The organism is Desulfosporosinus sp. FKA (assembly GCF_002196785.1).
Taxonomy (GTDB): Bacteria; Bacillota; Desulfitobacteriia; order Desulfitobacteriales; family Desulfitobacteriaceae; genus Desulfosporosinus; species Desulfosporosinus acididurans.
In genome coordinates this window covers 110,068-130,603 of the sequence record NZ_NAHZ01000025.1, presented here as the reverse complement: position 1 = coordinate 130,603, position 20,536 = coordinate 110,068, and the positions used below count along the sequence as shown (strand labels likewise).

Annotated in this window: 20 protein-coding genes; 6 read left to right on the top strand and 14 right to left on the bottom strand. The window is 41.7% G+C overall.

Going from position 1 to position 20,536, the window contains the following annotated elements:
• Positions 1 to 214 precede the first annotated feature (214 nt).
• The gene (locus tag B5771_RS07905; protein WP_088187039.1) at positions 215 to 862 is read right to left on the bottom strand and encodes a flavodoxin family protein; all 648 of its coding nucleotides are present in this window, start codon (positions 860 to 862) and stop codon (positions 215 to 217) included.
• 183 nt (positions 863 to 1,045) lie between these two features.
• On the opposite strand from B5771_RS07905, the gene B5771_RS24230 reads away from it, so the two are divergent.
• On the top strand, positions 1,046 to 1,186 hold the full coding sequence (locus B5771_RS24230; protein ID WP_172408184.1) for a hypothetical protein: 141 nt from the start codon (positions 1,046 to 1,048) through the stop codon (positions 1,184 to 1,186).
• Between the two features lie 75 nt (positions 1,187 to 1,261).
• Positions 1,262 to 2,086: a hypothetical protein gene (locus tag B5771_RS07900; protein WP_088187038.1), complete on the top strand. Its 825-nt coding sequence runs from the start codon at positions 1,262 to 1,264 to the stop codon at positions 2,084 to 2,086.
• 410 nt (positions 2,087 to 2,496) lie between these two features.
• Here the strand turns inward: B5771_RS07900 and nuoB are convergent, their stop codons facing one another.
• Genes nuoB through B5771_RS07865 form a run of 7 tightly spaced genes read right to left on the bottom strand, consistent with a single transcriptional unit; the run spans position 2,497 to position 10,933 of the window.
• Positions 2,497 to 3,354, bottom strand: coding sequence for an NADH-quinone oxidoreductase subunit NuoB (gene nuoB, locus B5771_RS07895; protein WP_088187193.1), 858 nt, complete (start codon positions 3,352 to 3,354; stop codon positions 2,497 to 2,499).
• 46 nt (positions 3,355 to 3,400) lie between these two features.
• A complete protein-coding gene (locus B5771_RS07890; protein ID WP_088187192.1) occupies positions 3,401 to 5,104 on the bottom strand; it encodes an NADH-quinone oxidoreductase subunit C in 1,704 nt (567 codons plus the stop codon).
• A 33-nt stretch (positions 5,105 to 5,137) separates the two neighbouring features.
• On the bottom strand, positions 5,138 to 6,610 hold the full coding sequence (locus tag B5771_RS07885) for a hydrogenase 4 subunit F (RefSeq protein ID WP_088187037.1): 1,473 nt from the start codon (positions 6,608 to 6,610) through the stop codon (positions 5,138 to 5,140).
• A 10-nt stretch (positions 6,611 to 6,620) separates the two neighbouring features.
• A complete protein-coding gene (locus B5771_RS07880; RefSeq protein WP_088187191.1) occupies positions 6,621 to 7,280 on the bottom strand; it encodes a hydrogenase in 660 nt (219 codons plus the stop codon).
• A gap of 7 nt (positions 7,281 to 7,287) precedes the next feature.
• Complete coding sequence (locus tag B5771_RS07875) at positions 7,288 to 8,244, bottom strand: NADH-quinone oxidoreductase subunit H (RefSeq protein WP_088187036.1); 957 nt, start codon at positions 8,242 to 8,244, stop codon at positions 7,288 to 7,290.
• 39 nt (positions 8,245 to 8,283) lie between these two features.
• On the bottom strand, positions 8,284 to 10,341 hold the full coding sequence (locus tag B5771_RS07870; RefSeq protein ID WP_088187035.1) for a proton-conducting transporter membrane subunit: 2,058 nt from the start codon (positions 10,339 to 10,341) through the stop codon (positions 8,284 to 8,286).
• A 43-nt stretch (positions 10,342 to 10,384) separates the two neighbouring features.
• The gene (locus B5771_RS07865; protein WP_088187034.1) at positions 10,385 to 10,933 is read right to left on the bottom strand and encodes a TetR/AcrR family transcriptional regulator; all 549 of its coding nucleotides are present in this window, start codon (positions 10,931 to 10,933) and stop codon (positions 10,385 to 10,387) included.
• A 319-nt stretch (positions 10,934 to 11,252) separates the two neighbouring features.
• On the opposite strand from B5771_RS07865, the gene B5771_RS07860 reads away from it, so the two are divergent.
• Together B5771_RS07860 and B5771_RS07855 are read left to right on the top strand one after the other, a co-directional pair.
• Positions 11,253 to 11,561, top strand: a complete 309-nt coding sequence (locus B5771_RS07860; RefSeq protein WP_047808502.1) for a carboxymuconolactone decarboxylase family protein — start codon at positions 11,253 to 11,255, stop codon at positions 11,559 to 11,561.
• Between the two features lie 343 nt (positions 11,562 to 11,904).
• Complete coding sequence (locus tag B5771_RS07855) at positions 11,905 to 13,206, top strand: homocysteine S-methyltransferase family protein (RefSeq protein WP_088187033.1); 1,302 nt, start codon at positions 11,905 to 11,907, stop codon at positions 13,204 to 13,206.
• 58 nt (positions 13,207 to 13,264) lie between these two features.
• On the opposite strand, the gene B5771_RS07850 is transcribed toward B5771_RS07855, so the two are convergent.
• Entirely contained in the window at positions 13,265 to 14,149 is an 885-nt protein-coding gene (locus B5771_RS07850; protein WP_088187032.1) for a LysR family transcriptional regulator, read from the bottom strand.
• Positions 14,150 to 14,293: 144 nt separating this feature from the next.
• On the opposite strand from B5771_RS07850, the gene B5771_RS07845 reads away from it, so the two are divergent.
• The gene (locus tag B5771_RS07845) at positions 14,294 to 15,538 is read left to right on the top strand and encodes an MFS transporter (RefSeq protein ID WP_088187031.1); all 1,245 of its coding nucleotides are present in this window, start codon (positions 14,294 to 14,296) and stop codon (positions 15,536 to 15,538) included.
• Between the two features lie 44 nt (positions 15,539 to 15,582).
• Here B5771_RS07845 and B5771_RS07840 read toward each other — a convergent pair whose 3' ends face one another.
• The 5 genes from B5771_RS07840 to B5771_RS07820 form a co-directional block, all read right to left on the bottom strand.
• Positions 15,583 to 16,251: a hypothetical protein gene (locus B5771_RS07840; protein WP_088187030.1), complete on the bottom strand. Its 669-nt coding sequence runs from the start codon at positions 16,249 to 16,251 to the stop codon at positions 15,583 to 15,585.
• Positions 16,232 to 16,774: a flavodoxin family protein gene (locus B5771_RS07835; protein WP_088187029.1), complete on the bottom strand. Its 543-nt coding sequence runs from the start codon at positions 16,772 to 16,774 to the stop codon at positions 16,232 to 16,234. Before B5771_RS07835 ends, B5771_RS07840 begins: the two co-directional genes overlap by 20 nt.
• Before the next feature lie 34 nt (positions 16,775 to 16,808).
• Positions 16,809 to 17,456 carry a VC0807 family protein gene (locus tag B5771_RS07830; protein WP_088187028.1) on the bottom strand — a complete coding sequence of 216 codons (648 nt, stop codon included), beginning with the start codon at positions 17,454 to 17,456 and terminating at the stop codon, positions 16,809 to 16,811.
• Between the two features lie 2 nt (positions 17,457 to 17,458).
• On the bottom strand, positions 17,459 to 18,028 hold the full coding sequence (locus tag B5771_RS07825) for a PadR family transcriptional regulator (protein ID WP_088187027.1): 570 nt from the start codon (positions 18,026 to 18,028) through the stop codon (positions 17,459 to 17,461).
• Between the two features lie 764 nt (positions 18,029 to 18,792).
• Complete coding sequence (locus tag B5771_RS07820) at positions 18,793 to 19,620, bottom strand: DUF1906 domain-containing protein (RefSeq protein WP_088187026.1); 828 nt, start codon at positions 19,618 to 19,620, stop codon at positions 18,793 to 18,795.
• Positions 19,621 to 19,970: 350 nt separating this feature from the next.
• On the opposite strand from B5771_RS07820, the gene B5771_RS07815 reads away from it, so the two are divergent.
• The gene (locus B5771_RS07815; protein ID WP_088187025.1) at positions 19,971 to 20,531 is read left to right on the top strand and encodes a ubiquitin; all 561 of its coding nucleotides are present in this window, start codon (positions 19,971 to 19,973) and stop codon (positions 20,529 to 20,531) included.
• Positions 20,532 to 20,536: the final 5 nt, after the last annotated feature.

The window sequence follows — 20,536 nt, the reverse complement described above, 5'->3', positions numbered from 1 at the left end:
TAATTTTTTGAAATAACAAAATGGAACGCCATTATTAGTTAAATGGCGTCCCATTTGTTATTTCTATCCGTTAAGTTCTATCCGAAGGATTAAGTTCTTGCAAAAAGATAAGTTCTTACAGATGATTATTGATGAAAGAATTATTTTTTCCCTTTATGCAGAAGTCCAAATGAAATGGGTTGCTCATTATTGATTACTGACTAATCCCTTAAATTTAGCTCCTTGCTAAGCGAACTCCCATGTCAAAAGCTTTCTGGCAATCAATGGGGAATCGTTCGGCTTTCACTTGAGCCTTGTGTTTAACATCAAACATAGATGCCTCATACTTGGAATATTCATCAAATTGGTAGGTATCAGCAGAGATCATGAATTCAGAGTGTCCTCCAAGTAATTGCAGCATGTTTTTGTTAGGCTGAAAGACATTTTCTTCGTATTTAACTTGTTGCAAAATTTCCTCGGGAACATTCATGGTATAGATAAAACCCGATGCTAACTTCCCTTGGAAAACAGATCGATGTCCTTCATTATAGGAAAGATTGGAGAATAACAGGCGTTCTAAAAAAGCACGTATCTCGGCGGTAACATTCCCAAAATAGATGGGGGAACCGATGAGGAGGACGTCGGCTGCTAAGACTTTCTCCAGAACAATTTTCAAATCATCTTGTACGGCACAATGTCCGGCGTTCTTAGTATTTTTCCGTTTACAGGCAAAACAGCTGATACAGCCTTTAAAATTCAAGTCATATAAATGTACGATCTCCGTTTGGGCTCCGACCGATTCAGCACCTTCAAGAGCTTTATGCAATAGCGTAGCAGTATTCCATGTTTTTCTTGGACTTCCATTGACAGCAATTACTTTCATGGTATCTAGTCACACCCTCTGTTGATTATTTTAGTTAGTTAATTATACTCTCAAACAATCAATTGACAAAATGGTCCTGCCGCTGATTTGTCTATTTGCTTCTCGTTCCTTGATATTTTTCAAGCTTAGTCTATAATTGGTTTATTATTTAAATCTGAAGTCAGTTAGAGAGGAGCGCTGGTATTGTCTGATAAAAAGGTTCACCTTTTAATGGTGCTGACATCTATTTTTTGGTCGGGTGCTTTTATTACCGGTAAAATAGCCGTAGGAGAGAAGCAAAAAGCAAGTATGCAGCAAGCTCAAAGAGCAGTTCTAAAAGTATAGCCTAATTGAATTTAGGATTCTTGTAAAGTTAAAGCTTTCCTAAAACATTAAATAGAACTATGAGAGAGATTAAAAATGGAACAATTATTAGCCGGAGCCCTTAAAATCAGCTTTCTAGAATTAATTAGTCTTGTCGGTCCGCTGCTTGTCATCGGACTGATATTAGGCATCCTGGAGCGTAAAGCAAACCAAAATTTCTTCGCTGCCTTTGGTTATAAAGGAATTTTGGCGACTGCCTGGCTGGGCACTCCGGTGCACGAACTGGGACATGCCTTAATGTGCCTTATTTTTGGTCATAAAATTACCGACCTGAAATTACTAAAAATTAATCGGTCAAATGGCACCCTTGGGTATGTCTCTCACTCTTATAACCGGAGGAGTATCTATCAATCAGTTGGCAATTTCTTCATTGGCATAGCACCTCTCCTCAGTGGGATTGGCGTTCTGTTTCTTTGTCTGCACTTTTTCTTACCAAATTCGTTTAAGGCCTTTGAACTTTATTGGAAAACAAGTGGACTGTCTCAACCTTCCGACCTGACTTTCTTCAAAGAATTTTTCAAGGGCACTCTTGTTCTATTGAAGAGTCTTTTTACCCTAAATCATGTATTCAGTCTAAATTTCTGGTTTTTTTTGTTCTTAGCCATTTGCATTTCATCTCACATGGCCTTAAGTTGGGCAGACATTGAAGGAGCAACTCAGGGACTCGTTGTTCTTTACTTAATACTTTTTATGCTTTCAATTCTCGGAACCTCTCTGGGAGTTAATACCTACGGTTATATCGAGAAGGTAACCCATTACACTACCTATATAGTCGCTCTCTCAGAATTGGCTTTAATCGGTTCTTTGTTGACTTTGGGCTTAAGTTTTATTCTGTCTGCCGCAGGGAAAATTAAGTTTTGAACATCACGAAAGATATTTAAAAACAGATTTTAACCTTCCGGCCGCAGCATTTAGTGAACTCGTTCAGCTAAAGCTGAACCATAACAAATTCTATCGCGCTGAAGGATGGATCCTACCCCTACCGAAGCAAGGTATGGGAATTACTCCCACTTACAAAAGTGAGAGTCTTACGATTAGATAAATCTATTCAAACAAGGAAGAGAAATCCGGCTTCTTCAAATCTGAGCGGCTTTGAAGTGATTGTTTGTACTTTACCAGAGAAAAGCATTTAACAGATGGTCATAATTTCTGATCGGACAAAAGAGCCGTTGAAGAATGAACGTTTCGTTCGTACTTTAACGGCCCTTTCTATTATTTATAAACCCGGTCATGGAATTCTCTCTATTCAATTCTCTTTATATTAACTATCTTTACTTAACTCTATCTATGGCTTTCAGGATTCCATAGATAATTGCCTGCGGTCTCGGCGGGCATCCCGGGATATAGACATCCACAGGTACCAGAGCATCAATGCCGTTATTTGTGGCATAGGTATCTCTGAAAATTCCTCCGCTGCAGGCACAGGCACCTACGGCGACAACAAGCTTGGGATCAGGCGTTGCTTCATACGTTTTAACCAAGGCCTGCTGCATATTTCTGGTTCCGGTTCCTGTTACCAACAACATATCGGCATGCCTCGGCGAGGCAACAAAGCTTATCCCGAGCCTTTCCAGATCGTTAAAAGGATTATTCAAAGCATTAATTTCGTAATCACAGCCATTACAAGATCCGGCATCGACCTCCCTGATTTGGAGACTTCGGCCAAAAATCTTCTTGACAGTTGCTTGTAGATCGCTGCAAATAGTTTCGTAGGAGGTGTTTGGGTTTTCTTCATTAATTACAGCAGTCTTATAAAAAGATTCACCGTTACTCTTATTGCTTAAAGGCGTATCTCTTAAGGCATTAGCACATAAAGCGTGATTATTCAGCGTTACCTTATCCCTTACAGCCAGTTCAAATTTATTGGTCGTTTGGACTGCACCAACCTGGCAAATCTCCTCGCACAGAATACAAAAGATACACTTTGCGTAGTCGATGCCTATGCTCCGGGCACTTTTATCCAGAACAATGGCCTGAGAAGGGCAATGTAAGGCACATTCTCCGCAGAAATTACATTTCGCCGTATCAATCTCCGTTTGGCCCAGAAACGAAGCGGGAGTAAGGCTTCTATTGGGATAATCCTGCGTCAGCCTTGGATATTTAATAATTTTTTTCAAAGTATCGAACATATCTATCTTCCTTGCTTTGTATAAAATTCCCTCGTTAGCAAAATTACTATAAATCATTTCCGGCATAGGAAAGATTGAAACTCTTATTAATCAGAGGAAAATCCGGGACAATATTTCCCTTAACAGCGTGGCAGAGAGCAGGCCAGTTGCAGAAGGAAGGAGTTCTGATTTTATAACGGTAAAGGGTATTATTCTCTCCGGTCATCACCCAGTGAATATTTTCACCCCGCGGAGCTTCGGTTAACCCGAAAGCGAAACGATAAGGCTTGACCTCCGCGATTGGTTCACAAACCTTCCCCACAGGCATCCCTTCAATAGCCTGAATCATTAAGTCGATCGCTTCAAAGCTCTCTTCAATTTTAGTATTCATTCTACAGTTAATATCTCCATTGTTGTGTTCAGGGACCTTAAAATTCAAATTTGGATAAGCCGCATAGGGGAACGCTTTGCGAACATCGTAACGTATCCCTGACGCTCGTCCTCCCGGTCCTACAGCATTTAGATCAACAGCTATCTTGGGCTCCAGAATACCTGTATTTTCAACTCTATCGATAAACATACTGTTCGATTTAACAATATTCACGGTGTCTTCAAGTTCGGAACGAATATTTAACAGCAGTTCAATTAGCTTAGCTTCCTTACCGGAGACGAAATCCTTTCTGACTCCGCCCAATTTATTGACACTTCTTAAAAACCGTATCCCGCAGAGTTCATCGGCAACGGAATAAGCCCAACCTCTCATCATTTGAAACTGGAAGTTGGCAAAACCGTAACCTGCGTCAAGACAAATTCCGCCAAGGTCACCTAAGTGGCTGGTGAGTCTCTCCAGTTCAGCAAAGAGAACTCTGGTATAGGCTGCTCTGGCAGGAACTTTCGATCCGGCAATTTTTTCAATCGCCTGACAGTAGGCCAGCGAATTGGCAAAAGTCTCATCCCCTGAGATCCGTTCGGCAATGAACAGGCACTTTTCAAGGCTTTGACCTTCAGCTAATTTTTCAATCCCTTTATGAACGTAATACAACTGCGCTTCAAGATTAATAATCGGTTCACCCGCGACACTAAACCGGAAGTGACCGGGCTCGATAATCCCGGCGTGAACCGGGCCAACGGGGATCTCATAAACACCTTCGCCCACAACCTCCTGAAAGCGGATTTTTTCTTGAGCAAAATCCGGCTTTTGCCCGACAGCAAAATCCTTGCGCAAAGGATACACTCCTTGAGGCCAATTGCCGTGAAAGACGAGTCGTTTAGCATCGGGATGCCCAACCGGCACAAGTCCGAACAAGTCCTGAATTTCACGTTCATAACCTGAGGCAGCGTGAACATGATTGCTAATAGAAGGGATCTCCATACTTTCCGAGTCTGCCTTGGTTTTGATCACTACGAGCATACCTTCTTCTCTAACCGCAAAAACATAATAAACAGCATAGCCTGCTTGAAAGTTCCGCTCATCATTGGCAAACATTAAGACGAGAGGACAGCCAAGTTCTTGAATATAACAGCAAATCTCTTTGACCTTTGCCAAAGGCGCTTCAAGATAATAGACATTATCTTGTTCCTGCCAAAATTTATCATCGTGATCGCTGAAGCTGACATGCTGCGAATTGTCTTTATCAGAAGCCAAAGTAGCTTGAGAATTATTATTTACTTGTTTTACTGCCAGCGGAAAGGCTGTCTCTGAAAATTCCTTACCAGAAAAAACCTTGAGAGCAAATTTACTCTCAAGATTCCCTTTTAAGTTCGATGTCATCACTATTCGTGCCCTCCTCTTCCCCTCATACGCCTATGTTCCAAGAATAATACCTTGCGCCTTTGTGATAAGTTCTTTTAAATCTCCCGGCAGATAAAGGCCGCTGACTGTAATGCCCACCAGCAGAATGACCAGGCAAACGGTTCCCGGAAGATTTACTTCACCGGCCTGCAAGCTCTCATCACCCGGTTCACCGTAAAAGATCTTCAGTAACGTTACGGCAATCCCAGCAAATACTGCGGCCAAAAGCAAGACAAAAATTACCCCAACCCATTTGTAAGGCCCGTCAAATACTGCAACCACAATGCTGAACTCACTGGCAAAGACACTGAAGGGCGGAGTTCCGGCAATAGCAAACAAGCCCAGCAAGAAGACCGTCCCCGTTACCGGCATTATTTTCAGGACTCCCTTGAGCTTGGAAATCTGTTTGGTATCATATTTCTGCAAAATATTACCCGACGAAAAAAACAGCATCGATTTGGTCAGAGAGTGGTTAATCATGTGCATGAGCCCTCCGAAGACAGCCAAAGGAGAGTACAGACCCATGGCAACAACAATAATTCCCATGTGTTCGATACTGGAATAGGCCAAGAGTCTTTTATAGTCTTTTTGGGTTAGAATGAAAACGGCCGCCGTGGCAATGGATAAGATTCCAATACCGATGAGGAGCCTTCCCGTAAAGCTGCTGCTTCCCTGATTACGATCGACAATGACTGCTGCACGAATAATCCCATACAGAGCGGTATTCAAGAGGACCCCGGACAACAGGGCACTGATTGGGGAAGGGGCTTGACTATGAGCATCGGGGAGCCAGTTATGCATCGGCGCAAGACCGGCTTTCGTGCCAAAACCAACCAGAATAAAAATAAAGGCCAGACGTAAAACAGAACTTTTCAGCGAAGACGCCTTAGCATATAGAGCAGTCCAATCCAAAAATGAGCTGCTGTTCAAAACACCGGCCGAGGAGAGATGAAGCAGGATAATCCCCAGTAGGGCAATGGCAATTCCCACCGAACAGAGAATCACATACTTCCAGGCGGCCTCCAAAGCATGTTTATCATTATAAAACCCGACCAGAAAGGCTGACGACAAGGATGTGGCCTCAATGGCAATCCACATCAGCCCCATATTTTTCACTGTTAACGCGAGCACCATCGTAAAAATAAAGGTATACATCAGGCTATAATAGAGGCCCAGTCTTTCCCTTTTAAGCTTGCCGTGCTTAATTTCTGCCTCTAAATAACCAAGCGAAAAAATGGCTGCCATAAAACCAATGATCAATACAATGTCTAAAACAATCATGCTTAAAGCATCAACATAGAAGAAACCACCGCAAGAAGCGTATTGAACACTACCGTGAAGCAGCACCTCACGATTCAGGCTTAAGGCCAGGATCAGCAGCAAACTTGAAGTCCCAACACTTATAGCATGCCGGAATTGGCTTTGTTTGACGGTTAATAACAACAGGACTGCAACTAAAGGTACGATTAGGAGTAAAATGCCCATCTTCTGTATCTTATCCTTTCAGGTTATTCAGTTGATCTGTATCAATGGACTCGAATTTTTCATTGATGCGAAACGTCATAACACCCATAATCAAAACAAAGGTAAGAAGGTCAATAAAGATCCCCAGGTCAACGATAAAGGGCATCTCTTGTGTTGAGTACATCGCGGTAATATAAAGACCGTTTTCGATGACCAAGAAGCCGATGATCTGGCCGATCGCTTTCTTACGGCTGATCATAAACAAAAGACCAATCCAGATCACAGAGACCGCGTTGACAAGCTGCAGGTTTAAAACGTCCTGACTAAGCCCGTCAACCCCTGTCAAGGTGAAGTAAGAAAACACAACGAGTCCGCAGCAGAGCAAGACGAGGATAGGAATATTTAAAATAAAGTCTTTTTCAACTTTGTAGCTGACATTCTTATAAGTTTTGTTCAACATGTTGGGAATATAAAGCACCTTGAAGATCATGATGAGCAGGCACACCACCAGAAAATCCCACCGCCCCTCGCTTATCAGACTTCGGAGCCCCATGATGCCGGCGGCTAAAGCGATCAGGAACGACTGAATCCGAAAGGTTTTAATGTAGGAATTGATTCTTTTACTAGCCATCAGGACGAAGGAAGATAATAGGATTAAGACCGATAGAGTTTCTAACAGATTAGAATTCACTGCCAAATTAGACATGCTTACCTCCCAGGATCAAAAACTGTAAAACACCTAAAAATGCAAGGATAAAGGACAGGGCGGCCAGATTGGGGATGCTGAAAAGTTTTAATTTTACCGTATTGACCTCAATAATTCCCATGACCAAAGCCAGCAAAATGACCTTTAGTAAATAAATGAGCAGCGAAAGGATCAGCGCCCCTAAACCTATTAGTCCAATCATCTGATCTTGAGGGATTAAAATATTCACAAACAAGGTCATAAAAACAAGCTGTTTTACTGCGGCACCGTATTCTAACAGAGCCAAATGTCTCCCGGAATACTCCAGAATCATTGCCTCATGAACCATCGTTAATTCCAGATGTGTTGACGGATCATCAACCGGTATGCGGCAGGTCTCGGCAAGAATAATAATTAATAAGGCCAGGCCCACCATGATATAGACCGGATGAGCTAAGGGAATTCCAACCTTCTGAACCGTTTCCATGATTTGAGGCAGCGACGTTGAGCGGGAAATAAGGGCAACCGTGAACATCGAGATCAGGATAGATGGTTCAATGAGCGCAGAGATCATGGCCTCCCTGCTGCTGCCCATTCCGCCAAAGGTACTTGCCGTATCCAGAGCTGCAATCATCAGAAAAAACCTGCCGAGGGCCAAGATGGAAACAACCATAATAAAGTCTCCTGGAATTTGCGGCGGCAGAATCTTCGTCGAAACAGGAACAAGCAAGGCCGCAGCCATAGCTGTCGCAAAGACAATATAGGGAGTCACATGAAAAATCCACGAAGAAACGTTCGAAACAACAGTTTTCTTTTTAACAAGTTTGTACAAATCAAAATACATCTGAAAAACTGAAGCACCTTTTCTTTTTTGGCTCAAGGCTTTAACCTTTTTGATCAATCCATTAACGAAAGGTGCAACGAGTAAAATGACTAATAATTGAACCAAGAGGTAAACAATATTGTTCATTGTGCAATCTCCCCTCTCTTTCTCTGCAAACTTATATCATTATGCAAAGCGGTTATATAACATTAACAACAAGACCAGCGCAAAAATGTAGAAAAGGTAGTTGTGAATACTGCCGGTCTGAACTCTAAACTTTGTTCTTCTGGAAAACCTGAGCAGCGCTCTGTAGACGGGCTCATACAGGTAATCTTCAAAAATTGAAGTAATGGTCGTGGAATAAATAATCGCTTCCGGATGATACTGCGAATCCCCTTCAACAATCGTTTTGCGGATCGGCCTGAATAAGGCCCTAAAGACAATCTTCATGGGTTTGGAGAAACCTGTAGCACTATATTGCGTACGGGAATTCAAAGCCTCAAACCCACAATCCCAAGTCCCGTATCTCCGTTCGATGTATTTTCCCCCCACAATTCTAATCACGATGAGCGCAAGAAGAATGATGGCACCCAAAGCGAGCATAAAAGTTAGGGGAGATATGCTGTTCACTGAGATCGTTAACGGGTAATAGGCCAGCAAAAACCCTCCTCGCAGCTGACCAGAGATGGAACCGCCGCCTACACTAAGAACGACCTTGTCCAAAAGCTTAATCATCGTTAATGGGAAAAGGCCAATGCCCAGGCAGAGGGCTGCAAGTATTCCCATCCCTATCATCATCGTTGCCGGAACGTCTTGGGCTTTAGCTGCTTGCTCACTTCTGGGCAAACCCAAAAAAGATATGCCAAAAAGTTTCACAAAGGCAGCGGCAGCCATAGCCCCTGTCAAAGCAAGGGCCGCGGCAGCTAAAACAGCTAAGAAATTCAATCCGATATGGCCAGGGAGAATAGTGGCAAAAAGCGACTGATAGGTCAGCCATTCACTGATAAAACCATTGAAAGGGACGATAGCCGATATGGCTAGAGAGAAGCAAAGAAAAAACAAGGCCGTAAGGGGCATTGTTTTAATAAGGCCGCCTAAATCTTCAATATTTTTAGTATGAGTTGCATATTGAATAGCACCTGCCCCGAGAAAAAGACCGCCTTTAAATAACGTATGGTTAAAGGTATGCAAAAGAGCAGCGGTCAACGCTAAACTGCCGATAATTTGATGATGCAGGGCAAAGGCAATAAAAGAAACGCCTAAGCCAATCAGGATAATTCCGATATTTTCTACACTGCAAAACGCTAAAAGCCGCTTAACATTATGCTCCATCGAGGTATAGGCAACGCCGAGAACAGCAGACAAAATACCAAGAATTAAGATCACAACTCCCCACCAAGTATTTTGGACACCCAGATAACAAAGCACAAAACGAACCAGTCCATAAATCGCTGTCTTAATCATGATGCCAGACATTAGTGCCGAAACATTGCTGGGGGCTGCTGGATGGGCGTGAGGCAGCCAAATGTGCAGAGGTATAATACCGGCCTTAGTTCCAAAACCGATCAAGAAAAGTATAAACACAATATTTTTGGCCATCGCGGGGATAGCCGCCGTATTTGCGCTTAAAGCAAAGGACTTTGTATAACTATAAATGATAATAAACCCAATGAGGAGCAGAGCCGTGGCAATATGGGTCATGACAATGTACACTGTTCCTGCTTTGGTGTTTTCCTCTTTCTCCGACTCGAAAACCACCAAAAAATAGGAAAGCAAGGACATCGCTTCCCAAAATATGTAGAAACAAACTGTATTGGCTGAAGTCAGGACACCAATCATCGCAAGAATAAACATTGTATATAACAAATTAAAAAGTCCAATATTTCTTTTTCCGTTGTAATGGGAAAGATAGCCGATAGAATAGAGGGAAACGCAGAACACTAAGACAGATAGGGCCAATACGAAATAGGCCGAAAGGTTATCCAGGTTCATCTCTAAAGATATGAACGGGATGGCGGACGATTGGTTAATCAGTTTTAGAGGATTAGCTGCCAACAAAATTTTAGCCGCAGAAGCGGCTCCTCCAAGACCGGAAGCAACAATACAGACGGCATTTACCATGAAGCTGCCGGTCATACTGGTTTTATACGGTTTTTTGAAAAAATAGATTAGAGCCGAAGCAGCGGCACCTAGTACATACAATAAAACAGACATCAAAAATAAATTGCGCAAATATAGCTCCATGAATTATTAGACCTCCAAAAATTTACGGATTTTCTCTTCGTACTTAGCAAATCCCCTTCCAAAAATTGTTCCAGATCCCTTCCAAATGGATTGTAACATTTTCAGCTTGATAGATAATGACGCTTGATAAGATACCATGAATCAAGGCCATATAGGAAGCAGCCACTGTTTCCGGGTCTTGATTGCGAATAATCCCCTCCTTCATATTGGCCCGAATGATATCTTTGACGATTTGGAAGCGCTCCTCAGATAAGATATGTATTTTGGCAATTAGCGTCTGCGCAAAGGCTTGAGGAGGAAACAAGAGCAGCCTTTTCCAAAAATACAGCTTCGTTTGTGATCTATCGTAATAATTGAAAATCATAAAAAACATACTTTTTAAATCCCGATAGTGCTCATTGATTTCCAAAAAATATTGATTGATCTCCCGATCAATCACTGCATACAACAGCTCTTCTTTACTGGCAAAATGAGCATAAATAGAAGCCTTTTGTATCCCGACTTCGCTTGCCACTTCGGATAAGGAAAACTCGTTTCCTTTATACGCAAACAATTTGAAGGCAGAATCCATAAGCTTTTTCTTTGTTTCCATCGCAGCAACACTCCTGACTGATTACCTACCGAACGTTAGGTAGCCTTGCAAAGTATAGTCTCTGATCTTTAGCCTGTCAATGTAGTCGTAATTAATTTTATTAATACTTAATCATACTTTGTTTAATAGCAATATCTTGATTTAAAGCCTTATCTAATAGTGTTATATAATTAATATGTTATTTAAAAAAATAATGGATACCCTATCCAACATTTGTTCTTGATTTTAGGAAATCGCAAAAAGATTCAGCCTTTATTATGGCTTCCTCCAATTTTGTGATAAACTAATTAAAATCCAAACACATAAAGGAGGCATTTTTATGTCACTACCTGTCTATCTGAAGTTTTTAGAAAGCAGTGATCCGGACTTTGCTCAGGCGATTGAAAAGGTTTTTGCATCTGCCATGACACCAGGGGCTTTGGATCAAAAGACAAAACTATTGATTGCTCTCGCTTTAGATGCTGCTCATGGAGCAAGTCAAGGCGTATCATCAATTGCCAAGCAACTAAGAGGTCAGGGAACTAGTGATGCTGAGATTGCCGAAGCTTTAAGAATCGCTTATTTCGCTTTTGGAAACTCTATTTTAGCGACATCATCAGCAGCGTTTGCTAACAATGATAAACCCTGAATTAACAAATTCGCTCAAATGATCCGAATGAGTAACTTTAAAAGCACCCCGTAATAGAAAAGAGGAAGATTAGATGACCTAGTCTTCCTCTTCAGCAATTTTTGAGACAACTTGAAAGTCCAACGAAAATCACCAGATCCATCGTGAACTTTTACGAGAAACCATTACTTAAGTTAGCTGAACATCAGGGCTTTAGATCCAATAATATCCAGTAGACATTATTGCCGAGCAGAAGTGGGGGTCTTAAAAACTGGATCAAATATTAGTTGCCTAAAGAGGCAATTTTAGTTAGTATTGAGGTTATTGATGACAGTAAATTTAATCTATGAAGGGGGTTAAATCCTTGCATGACTTTCTGAAATCAATTCAAAAAAGAGTTTTATTATATGATGGCTCTAAAGGAGTTATGCTCCAAAAGAAAGGCCTAACCGGACATGAAGCTTCCGAAGAGTGGAATTTATCACATCCGGACGTTGTGAAAAATCTCTATGCTGAATATCAGCAAGCCGGTTCAGACATAATTCAAACCAATACATTTCCGGGTAACAAAATAACTCTGGATAAACATAACCTGGGGGACGAAACCTCTGAACTTGTGGCAGCAGGCGTTAAATTAGCACGGGAGACTGTTGGCGGCCGAACCTATATAGCCGCATCGTTGGGCCCTACTGGTTCAATTATGGAACCTGCCGGTGATTTAAGTTTTGATGAGGCTTACAACGTCTTTCAAGAATCCTTAAAGGCCATCGAAAATGCCGGCGCAGACCTTGTGAACTTTGAGACCTTTATTGATTTAAATGAATTAAGGGCGGCCATTTTGGCAGCCAAAGAAACAACGGAACTTTCGATTATCGCCTCAGCGACCTTCGAAGCCAATGGCCGGACAACCTTTGGCAATTCGCCGGAAGCCTGCGCTATCGTCTGCCAGTCCCTCGGTGCTGCAATCGTTGGGGCTAATTGCTCAGGCGGCCCGGAAAGTTTAATTGAACCTATAAAACGAATGTATTCTGTGGCCTCCGTTCCTCTTTGCGTAAAACCTAACGCCGGCATGCCGGAACTCATCGAGGGAGCGCTGGTTTATCGTCAAACACCGGAACAATTCGCCTCATATACTAAAGATTATCTGGAAAATGGCGTCCGGCTTATTGGCGGATGCTGCGGAACTACCCCAGAATTTATTCGCGAACTAAGAAAATCTCTTACTAGCCTCCAGATCCCGGAAATCAACCTGAAATCCGTGCCGACCCTTGCGTCAGCCTTTAGCCATCTCATACTTTCCCCTGACCAGGAACACACAGTTAAAAAGCTTACCCCAGAAGCAATGGCTTCATTAATTGATGGCAGCTTCTCTGGCTTAGCCCACGAATGTCGATCCGATGCTTTTGATTACCTTCTGCTGGATTTTGGGGATATCCGAGAAACCTTTGATATTGTGGATTTCGCCGGCCAATTTGGATCATTTATTAGAAAGCCTGTAATGATTAAAGCCAAGTCTCCGGAAATTATCGAACAATTCCTAAGATATTATCCCGGGAGAGCAGGAGTTGTTCTTTCAGCAGACTCCAGCATCTCACTTTCTCGCTTGCAGCATTATGGTGCATTAATCGTTAATGACAGCTTAAAACCAACGAACGGATCTTTTTAGATCCGTTCGTTGGTTTTAAAGAAGATTTTTTCTCTCCCTGAACTTTTGCCAAGGGAGGCTATTTTTCACGGAGAAAATGCTCCATCACAAATTCTTTAAACCGTTTGGCGGCAGGAGAAAGGTATCGTCCCTCAATCCAGGCCATTCCTATGACCCGCTGGCATAAAGGCGCTGACACATGAACTTGGGATAGTCCGCTCATATCAAAGGCCTTGATCTTGGGAATAAGGGCAATCCCAAGTTTTGCCGCCACTAATCCCATAATCGTTCCAATCTCTTCACCCTCAAAAGTTACCTTGGGGGTAATTCCTGCTTCCTGAAAAAGTCGATCAATAATCTCTCCTAAGGATACATCTTTTTTAAAAGCAATGAAAAGTTCTTCCGCTAATTCGGCAAGCTTAACCGTCTTTCGTTGGGCTAGAGGATGTTCACAGGGAACAATAAGAATAATCTCTTCAGTAAACAACCGAATCCAATGAACATTTTCACGGGCTATCGGCCGGGCACAAAAGCAGAAATCAATATCCCCGGCTTCTAATTGATCTAAGATTTGACTCGTTAAATTTTGGTAAAGCATGAAGCGGACCTCTGGAAAGTTTTTGCGAAAGGCTCCCAGTAAGTCCGGGACAAGATTCGAACCCTGAGAATGGATGAATCCCAGAGAAACACTGCCTTGAAAAGGATCGATCAAATCCTCAATTTCTTGCTGTCCTAAAGTGATTTCCTGAATAGCACGGTTTACCCGATTGAGAAAGATTCTTCCATAGCTATTCAGAACTACTGTGCGCCCCTGACGTTCAAACAAGGGAACACCCAGTTCCTCTTCAAGTCTGGCAATCGAGCGGCTCAACGCCGGCTGGGAAATATTCAGAGCCTCTGCTGATCTTGTAAAATGCTGCAGTTGTGCAACAACTTGAAAGTATTGAAATTGTGTCCATTCCATGAAAATTACCTCTCCAGAATCATATAAATTACCGTCTTACTATTCATTACCTATAGTTATCAATTTGATGCAAATTATAAATTAGACGTAATAAGGTGTCAAGGTGTAGGATAATAAGCGAAATAATTATTGAGGTGAACGTTCATGAATGAAAAACCTTATATCAAGAAAGGAACGAAAACCTTTCGCCGAACAACCTTAGCCATGTTTTTCGGTGGTTTTAACACCTTTGCCATTATGTACAGTACACAACCACTACTGCCAGTGTTTTCACGGGAATTTCATATCTCCCCGGCAATTGCAAGTTTATCTCTTTCTTTAACAACCATGGCTCTGGCCATTAGTATGCTTTTTGTCGGATCCCTGTCAGAAGTCAAAGGACGTAAGCCGCTGATGATTTTTTCTTTAGTCTCAGCTTCGGTTTTAGCCATGTTCACCGCTTTCGTGCCAAATTATCATATGCTTCTTCTCTTTCGCGTTCTTCAGGGCATTGTTCTGGCAGGCTTGCCCGCTGTAGCCATGGCTTATCTCAGCGAGGAGATTGAACGTGGGGACTTAGGAATTGCCATGGGTCTCTATGTCAGCGGAATCTCAGTTGGTGGGATGAGCGGACGGATTATAATTGGAATCCTGACTGATCTCTTCAATTGGCGAGTGGCCCTTGGCGCCGTTGGGATTTTAAGCGTTCTGGCCAGTTTGCTTTTCTGCTATCTCTTGCCGCCATCAGAACATTTTCAACCACGCCCACTGGAAATTAAAATGCTGACAAAATCCATGATTGACCATCTGAAAGATCCCAGCCTTCTTTGTTTATATGGAATTGCCTTTTTTATTTTAGGAAGTTTTGTAACACTTTATAATTACATCGGCTTTCAATTAATGGCTCGACCCTATTCCCTGAGTCAAACAATCGTTGGCTTTATTTTCGTCTTATATATTGTCGGCACATTTAGTTCTACCTGGATGGGCCGTCAGGCAGATCTGCACGGCCGAAACAAAATGCTTTGGGTTGGATTATTGCTTATGGCTTTAGGAGCATGTCTCACCTTACAGACATCTCTAGCCATTAAAATTCTCGGGATTGCTTCCCTAACCTTCGGCTTTTTTGGCAGTCATTCCATCGCCAGCAGCTGGGTTGGCCACCAAGCCATTCGTGACAAAGCACAAGCCTCATCGCTTTATCTCTTTTTCTATTATGCAGGTTCAAGTACGGGAGGAACCGTCGGGGGTACCTTTTGGCAAGCATTTGGCTGGGGAGGCGTGATTAGTCTAATCTTAGGTTTCGTAAGCTGCGCTTTCCTGTTGTCGCTTTACCTGAACCACATTACTTGCAAACACCGGCGGCTAAAGACGAATCTTACTCCCGGAAAACAGACAGTTCATGTTTAAAAAGTAGTCCACACTTTGGAGCATACCAGAAAGAGAAATTGTGATCAGTCCGATTTATAAGGCTGGGCATAGCTTTCTTCAAATACACCATTGTTCTTAAGCTCCGCTCCCCAGTAATATTTATTGGCAAGCTTGACAAAGGATTTCATCATCATTCTCGAAAGCATCGTCTGAGTCTCAGGCTTGGAATATTGATCCAGAAGATCTCGACTGAACTTGCCTGTTTCTCCAAAGACCCTGCCGATGTCAGAGATCCCATCCAGCACTTTTTTAGTGTGGGAAGAATTTAATTCTTTCGCCAGTCCGTCACACCCGCCTTTAATAATGGTTCCTAAGTATTCCCCATTTAAGAGAGTAGTTACCTTCTCGAGATATTTCTCCAATGCCCGTGCGTGTATGGCCTCTCTAAACCCGAATTGCACTAAAAATCCTATCTTCTTATGGCCGCACTTTCCACATAAAGGTTCCAGTTCCTCGATCAATTCCTTAACCCCTGCCGGCATGGAATAAGAATACAAAGGAAAAGCCAAAAGTATATCCTCCGAGTCTTCAATTATGCTTACAGCTTCCTGTACAGATTTTAATTGATTAAGTTTAAACACCCTGGACCCATTACCCGGTGTCTTCTCAAAACCTCCAAGAAACCCATTCACCATCAGCTCCGTATTGCTTTTCCCAAGCTTTGGTGATCCGTTAAATACTGTTAATTGCATAAGCGACCTCCTCAGGACCATTGTTCATAGTTTTCGTAAAAAGAAACTTACGACTGTTACTGCTCCGGAAGACCTTTTCTATGATTTCGGCGCTGATCTGATCATAATCTTCCGAATGGTCAAGGAGCAAGGCGATTGCCGGATACTTCTCATACCTGGCTATATGCTGCATTCTATCGTTCTTAATATACAAAAACGGAAGCACCAAGGGTAAGCATCGTTCTTGGACACGTTTGAGCAAACTGCTGATAAAGCCCATAATAATAGGCGAAGCAAATAAAACAAAATCGGCTTGCAAATATTCCCTTAATATTGTGGGGCCATCATCGTTAAAAATACATCTGCCAGGGGTTTTGAGCCAACAAGAATAACAACCAATACAACGGTTTATTTCCATTTCCTTCAGATTTAACACAGTGGTATTATGACCATTCTTCTTTAGCTCAAGGACCAATTTTTGAATGTATTCCTCGAAGCTCTCGTTCTCTGCTTTTGGGTTTCCATTGAGTATCAGCACTTTCACAGCCTATACCCTCCTTTGATCTTATAATGTTTTTCTAAGTGTTGCTTCTTTTCCAATACCATCCCGGAAACCAAAAAGAAATAATAAGCAGCAATGGAGTGGAGATATTTCCATAAGCGGTACTTATAGCGTAATAAACATTTTTTGACACCGTGTATAGGAGGACAACTCTCAAGAGGGCCTGAGTTATACTCAGCACTCCCCAGGCAATCGTTAGTATGATCCAAGCCGATTTAAACTTCGGCTGTTTCCGTATTTCCTCTGAAAAACCTTGTTTTAGCGAATACTCGGCTAAAATCCGAATCAAGGGTTTCCCCAATATAACAGAACCCAAAAAGACGGCAGCGAGAATCAAATCTATGATAATCGGCGAAACAAGATAATAGATGGGATCCTTTGACAGAACAGTCCCTATAAGACCAATTGCAGCACAACCTGCGCCAATAGCCCCATAGATATTCACGTTCCGTCGGAAGCAGAATTGAAGCAAAAGGACGCCTAAAGACCAAACTCCGGCAGTGATTGTTCCAGTAAGAGTCCTGTCAAAATGATCAAAAGCAGAAAATAAAATAATGGGAATTACAACACTTAAAAAGAATTCCAGATTAAAAAAGTTCTCTGACAGTAATTTTTGCGTTACTGCCTGATTAGATTGTACTTCCTTAGATTTAATGGTATTCATGGTCAATCTCCTTCCTTAGCGAAGCCATTTGTCAAGGATCTTATCGTCTCCTGGCACCATTTAATCCTTGCCTCAGAATTATATCTTCCACAACTAAGGGTCGCGAGCCAAAGCGGAAAATCTTTACTGTTCTTCACCTGCTCATCTGCTTTCAGAAAAGCTTCCATCTGCAAATAATCAGCGACAAGTTTCTCATGCTTTACCTTTTCTTTCTCAAGCTTCTCAATGATATTTTCCAGAGGCACTTCAGAAGAAAAGAATAATTTCAGCAACAACTCGTTTCTCCCCATAACGCTTTGAACCGGTTCCAAAAGCCAGGCAGCCAATTCATGTTTACCTGCTTCAGTAATTGAATAAACGTTCTTCGAAGGCCTTCCTTCTGTATGTTCCGTTTCCTTAACTACCAGTCCTTCTTTCTCCATCTCCTTAAGTACGGGATATATCCGCGCATAATTTTCATTCCAAAAATGGGATATAGAAGAATCACAAAACTTTTTAATGTCATATCCCGAACAAGGCATTACGTTTAAAACTCCTAGAAGTGCATATTTAGTCTTATTAACAGTTGCCATAAATTGCTCACCTTACCCCGTAGTTTTATGCAAGTATAATATCATTATATATATAAATGTTATATATATAATGATATTATATATTGTAGGTATATTTTTTATGCGTGTCAATATAATCAAAGCGATTTTTTCTTATTGCTTAGTATGACCCTCTTAATACTTTCATTTCGCAAGGATAATATTAGCAAGGATTCAGGCAAGCCATCTATCAATAAACTTTATCCGGTTTTTAAGACCCCCACCCCGATATTCAGCTTTAGCTGAACGAGTTCACTATGGGCAAAAAAAAGCCCCTCATAGAGAGGGGAGTAAAGGAAGGACGACGGAAGAAAAGTGAGAATATGTTAACCGCTCAGCGGATAACAATCTTTTACTTGCTTCGGTTTTAAACCTTAAGCTCTTGCCTTTATCATAGATTATTTTTGTTATAGTTCCATGAACTTTAATTAAAAAATATGTTAAACCTAAAAAACATTCTCTACTCTTCTCTGAAAAATCCAGAGATTTCAGGAGTTATGAGCTTCACCCACAAGAGAGAAAACTCATTGCTAATTTCATTCTGCCGATGGTACCGTATTAACATCATGGGAGGTTAATAGGCAAAAAAAGCCCCCTCAGGATGGAGGGGTTAAAATGATGTGTGCTGTACCCTTATAATAGTCCTTGAAAGTTATCTTTCCATAAACGTACTGTAAAGAATAGTTTAAATCTAAAATCATCATGAATTCTCAGTAAACTCTACCCTCTGTTAAAACAGTCTAATCTTAGCCCAGATATTTTTTTACCGCTGCAGCTGTATCATACTTGTCATTGCCGCTCAGAAGCACTTCTTTGGGATGTCCCGTCGTAGGTCCGCCGACCACAATTAGTGTTGCTGCGCTCATCGCAGCCTTAGGGACAGAATGATCGCCCGGCCTCACAAATAAGGCACAATTTCCATTTTTAACAGCTACGTCATTTCCTGCCCAAAAGTCTTCCTTTGTATATAATAAGACCGCTATATCTAAGCCCATATTGTCACTCCTCTTCCATAAGCCTGCGTCTTCATTTACATAATCTTGATCGACAAACACGCTTGCCAAATAGATATTGTTATTATATTGATAAATATGATTTGGTGCTTTTTGGCCATTTGACCAGGCATAGGTTTGGAAATATTTATCTGCCTGAATTGCCTTCATAACCGCATAAGATCCATAGACCCCCGTTAAAAACTGTCCGCCTAATACATCCTTCACTCCAGTGAAATAGTCTTGGATAGTAATCATATCTCCGGCCTGAGCATCATAATCAACTGCAAAATAAATCGCAGTTCCATTGGGAACGTTTAGGAACTCAGCCTCCATAACAGCCTTTTTGGCATCAGCTGCTCCTTGAGCATAGCTGAAATAACTTTTCCTAATTGGATTGGACTCCCAAATAAGAAAGATGGCTAACCCGGCCGCTTGAATTAATCTAACTTCATCAGGAGTCAATGATTTTGCCCAGCCTTGTTTGTAGCCAAGGTATCGTCCGACCGCTAATATTCCCGCTATTTTTAAATTTTGAACATTGATTAAATTTAGCCTTGTAGCGCAGTCAATTCCATTCATCTTTCAACCCTCCTTTCTCTTTGATTAAAGCAAAAGGTTTCTGCACAGTAGGTTACGCTCGTTTAGAACCAATCGTTACAATTCCCAAGGCGGCAAAAGGAGACAAATACTTTAGTGAGCTATTGACAAAATGGGCTTCGTTGATAGTATTTATATAGAAAATCTTGGCAGAGAATTTTTAGACATCTGCAAATCCATTACATTAATTTTTTAATGGAATTTTAATTTTTATCAAATTATCCTTGAAGTTTTCAAGGTTAGAATACAAACATAGTCAGTCGCGGCACCGCGATATACATTGAAATTCTGCGAAGAGGTATTCTAACAGAAAACAAGGAGGAATTCTTAAAATGACAACCCTGGAACAAGTCGAAAAATTATGTACGATGGCAAATATCAGTTATGAAGAAGCCAAAGCTGCCCTCGATGCAGCAAATGGAGATTTGCTGGATGCCATTATCTATTTAGAAAAACAGGGAAAGGTTTCTGCCCCAACAGGAGGCGGTTATTACAGCAGTGAAAAAACAATTGACCCCAATGCCGAGACTTATCAAGACAATTGTTGGGGAAAACAGCATTATCACCAACATCATCATTGTCACAACGAAAAAACCTTTTTCTCCGTTATAAAAAAAATTGGGGAATTTTGCCTGAAAATTATTCGCAAGGGAAATTCCAATTCCTTTGAAGTGCTTAAGGGAGAAGAAGTCAAAGGCTCTTTCCCGGTTACGGTACTCGGCTTGCTCTTGATCTTCGCTTTCTGGGTTACTATTCCCCTTCTTGTCATCGGGCTTTTCTTTGGTTTACACTATCGCTTCAATGGGCCTGACTTAGGCAATAATACTGTCAATAGGGCAATGGATAGCGCGGCCGATGCTGCTGAAAATCTCAAGAAATCTATTAACATCTAATAACA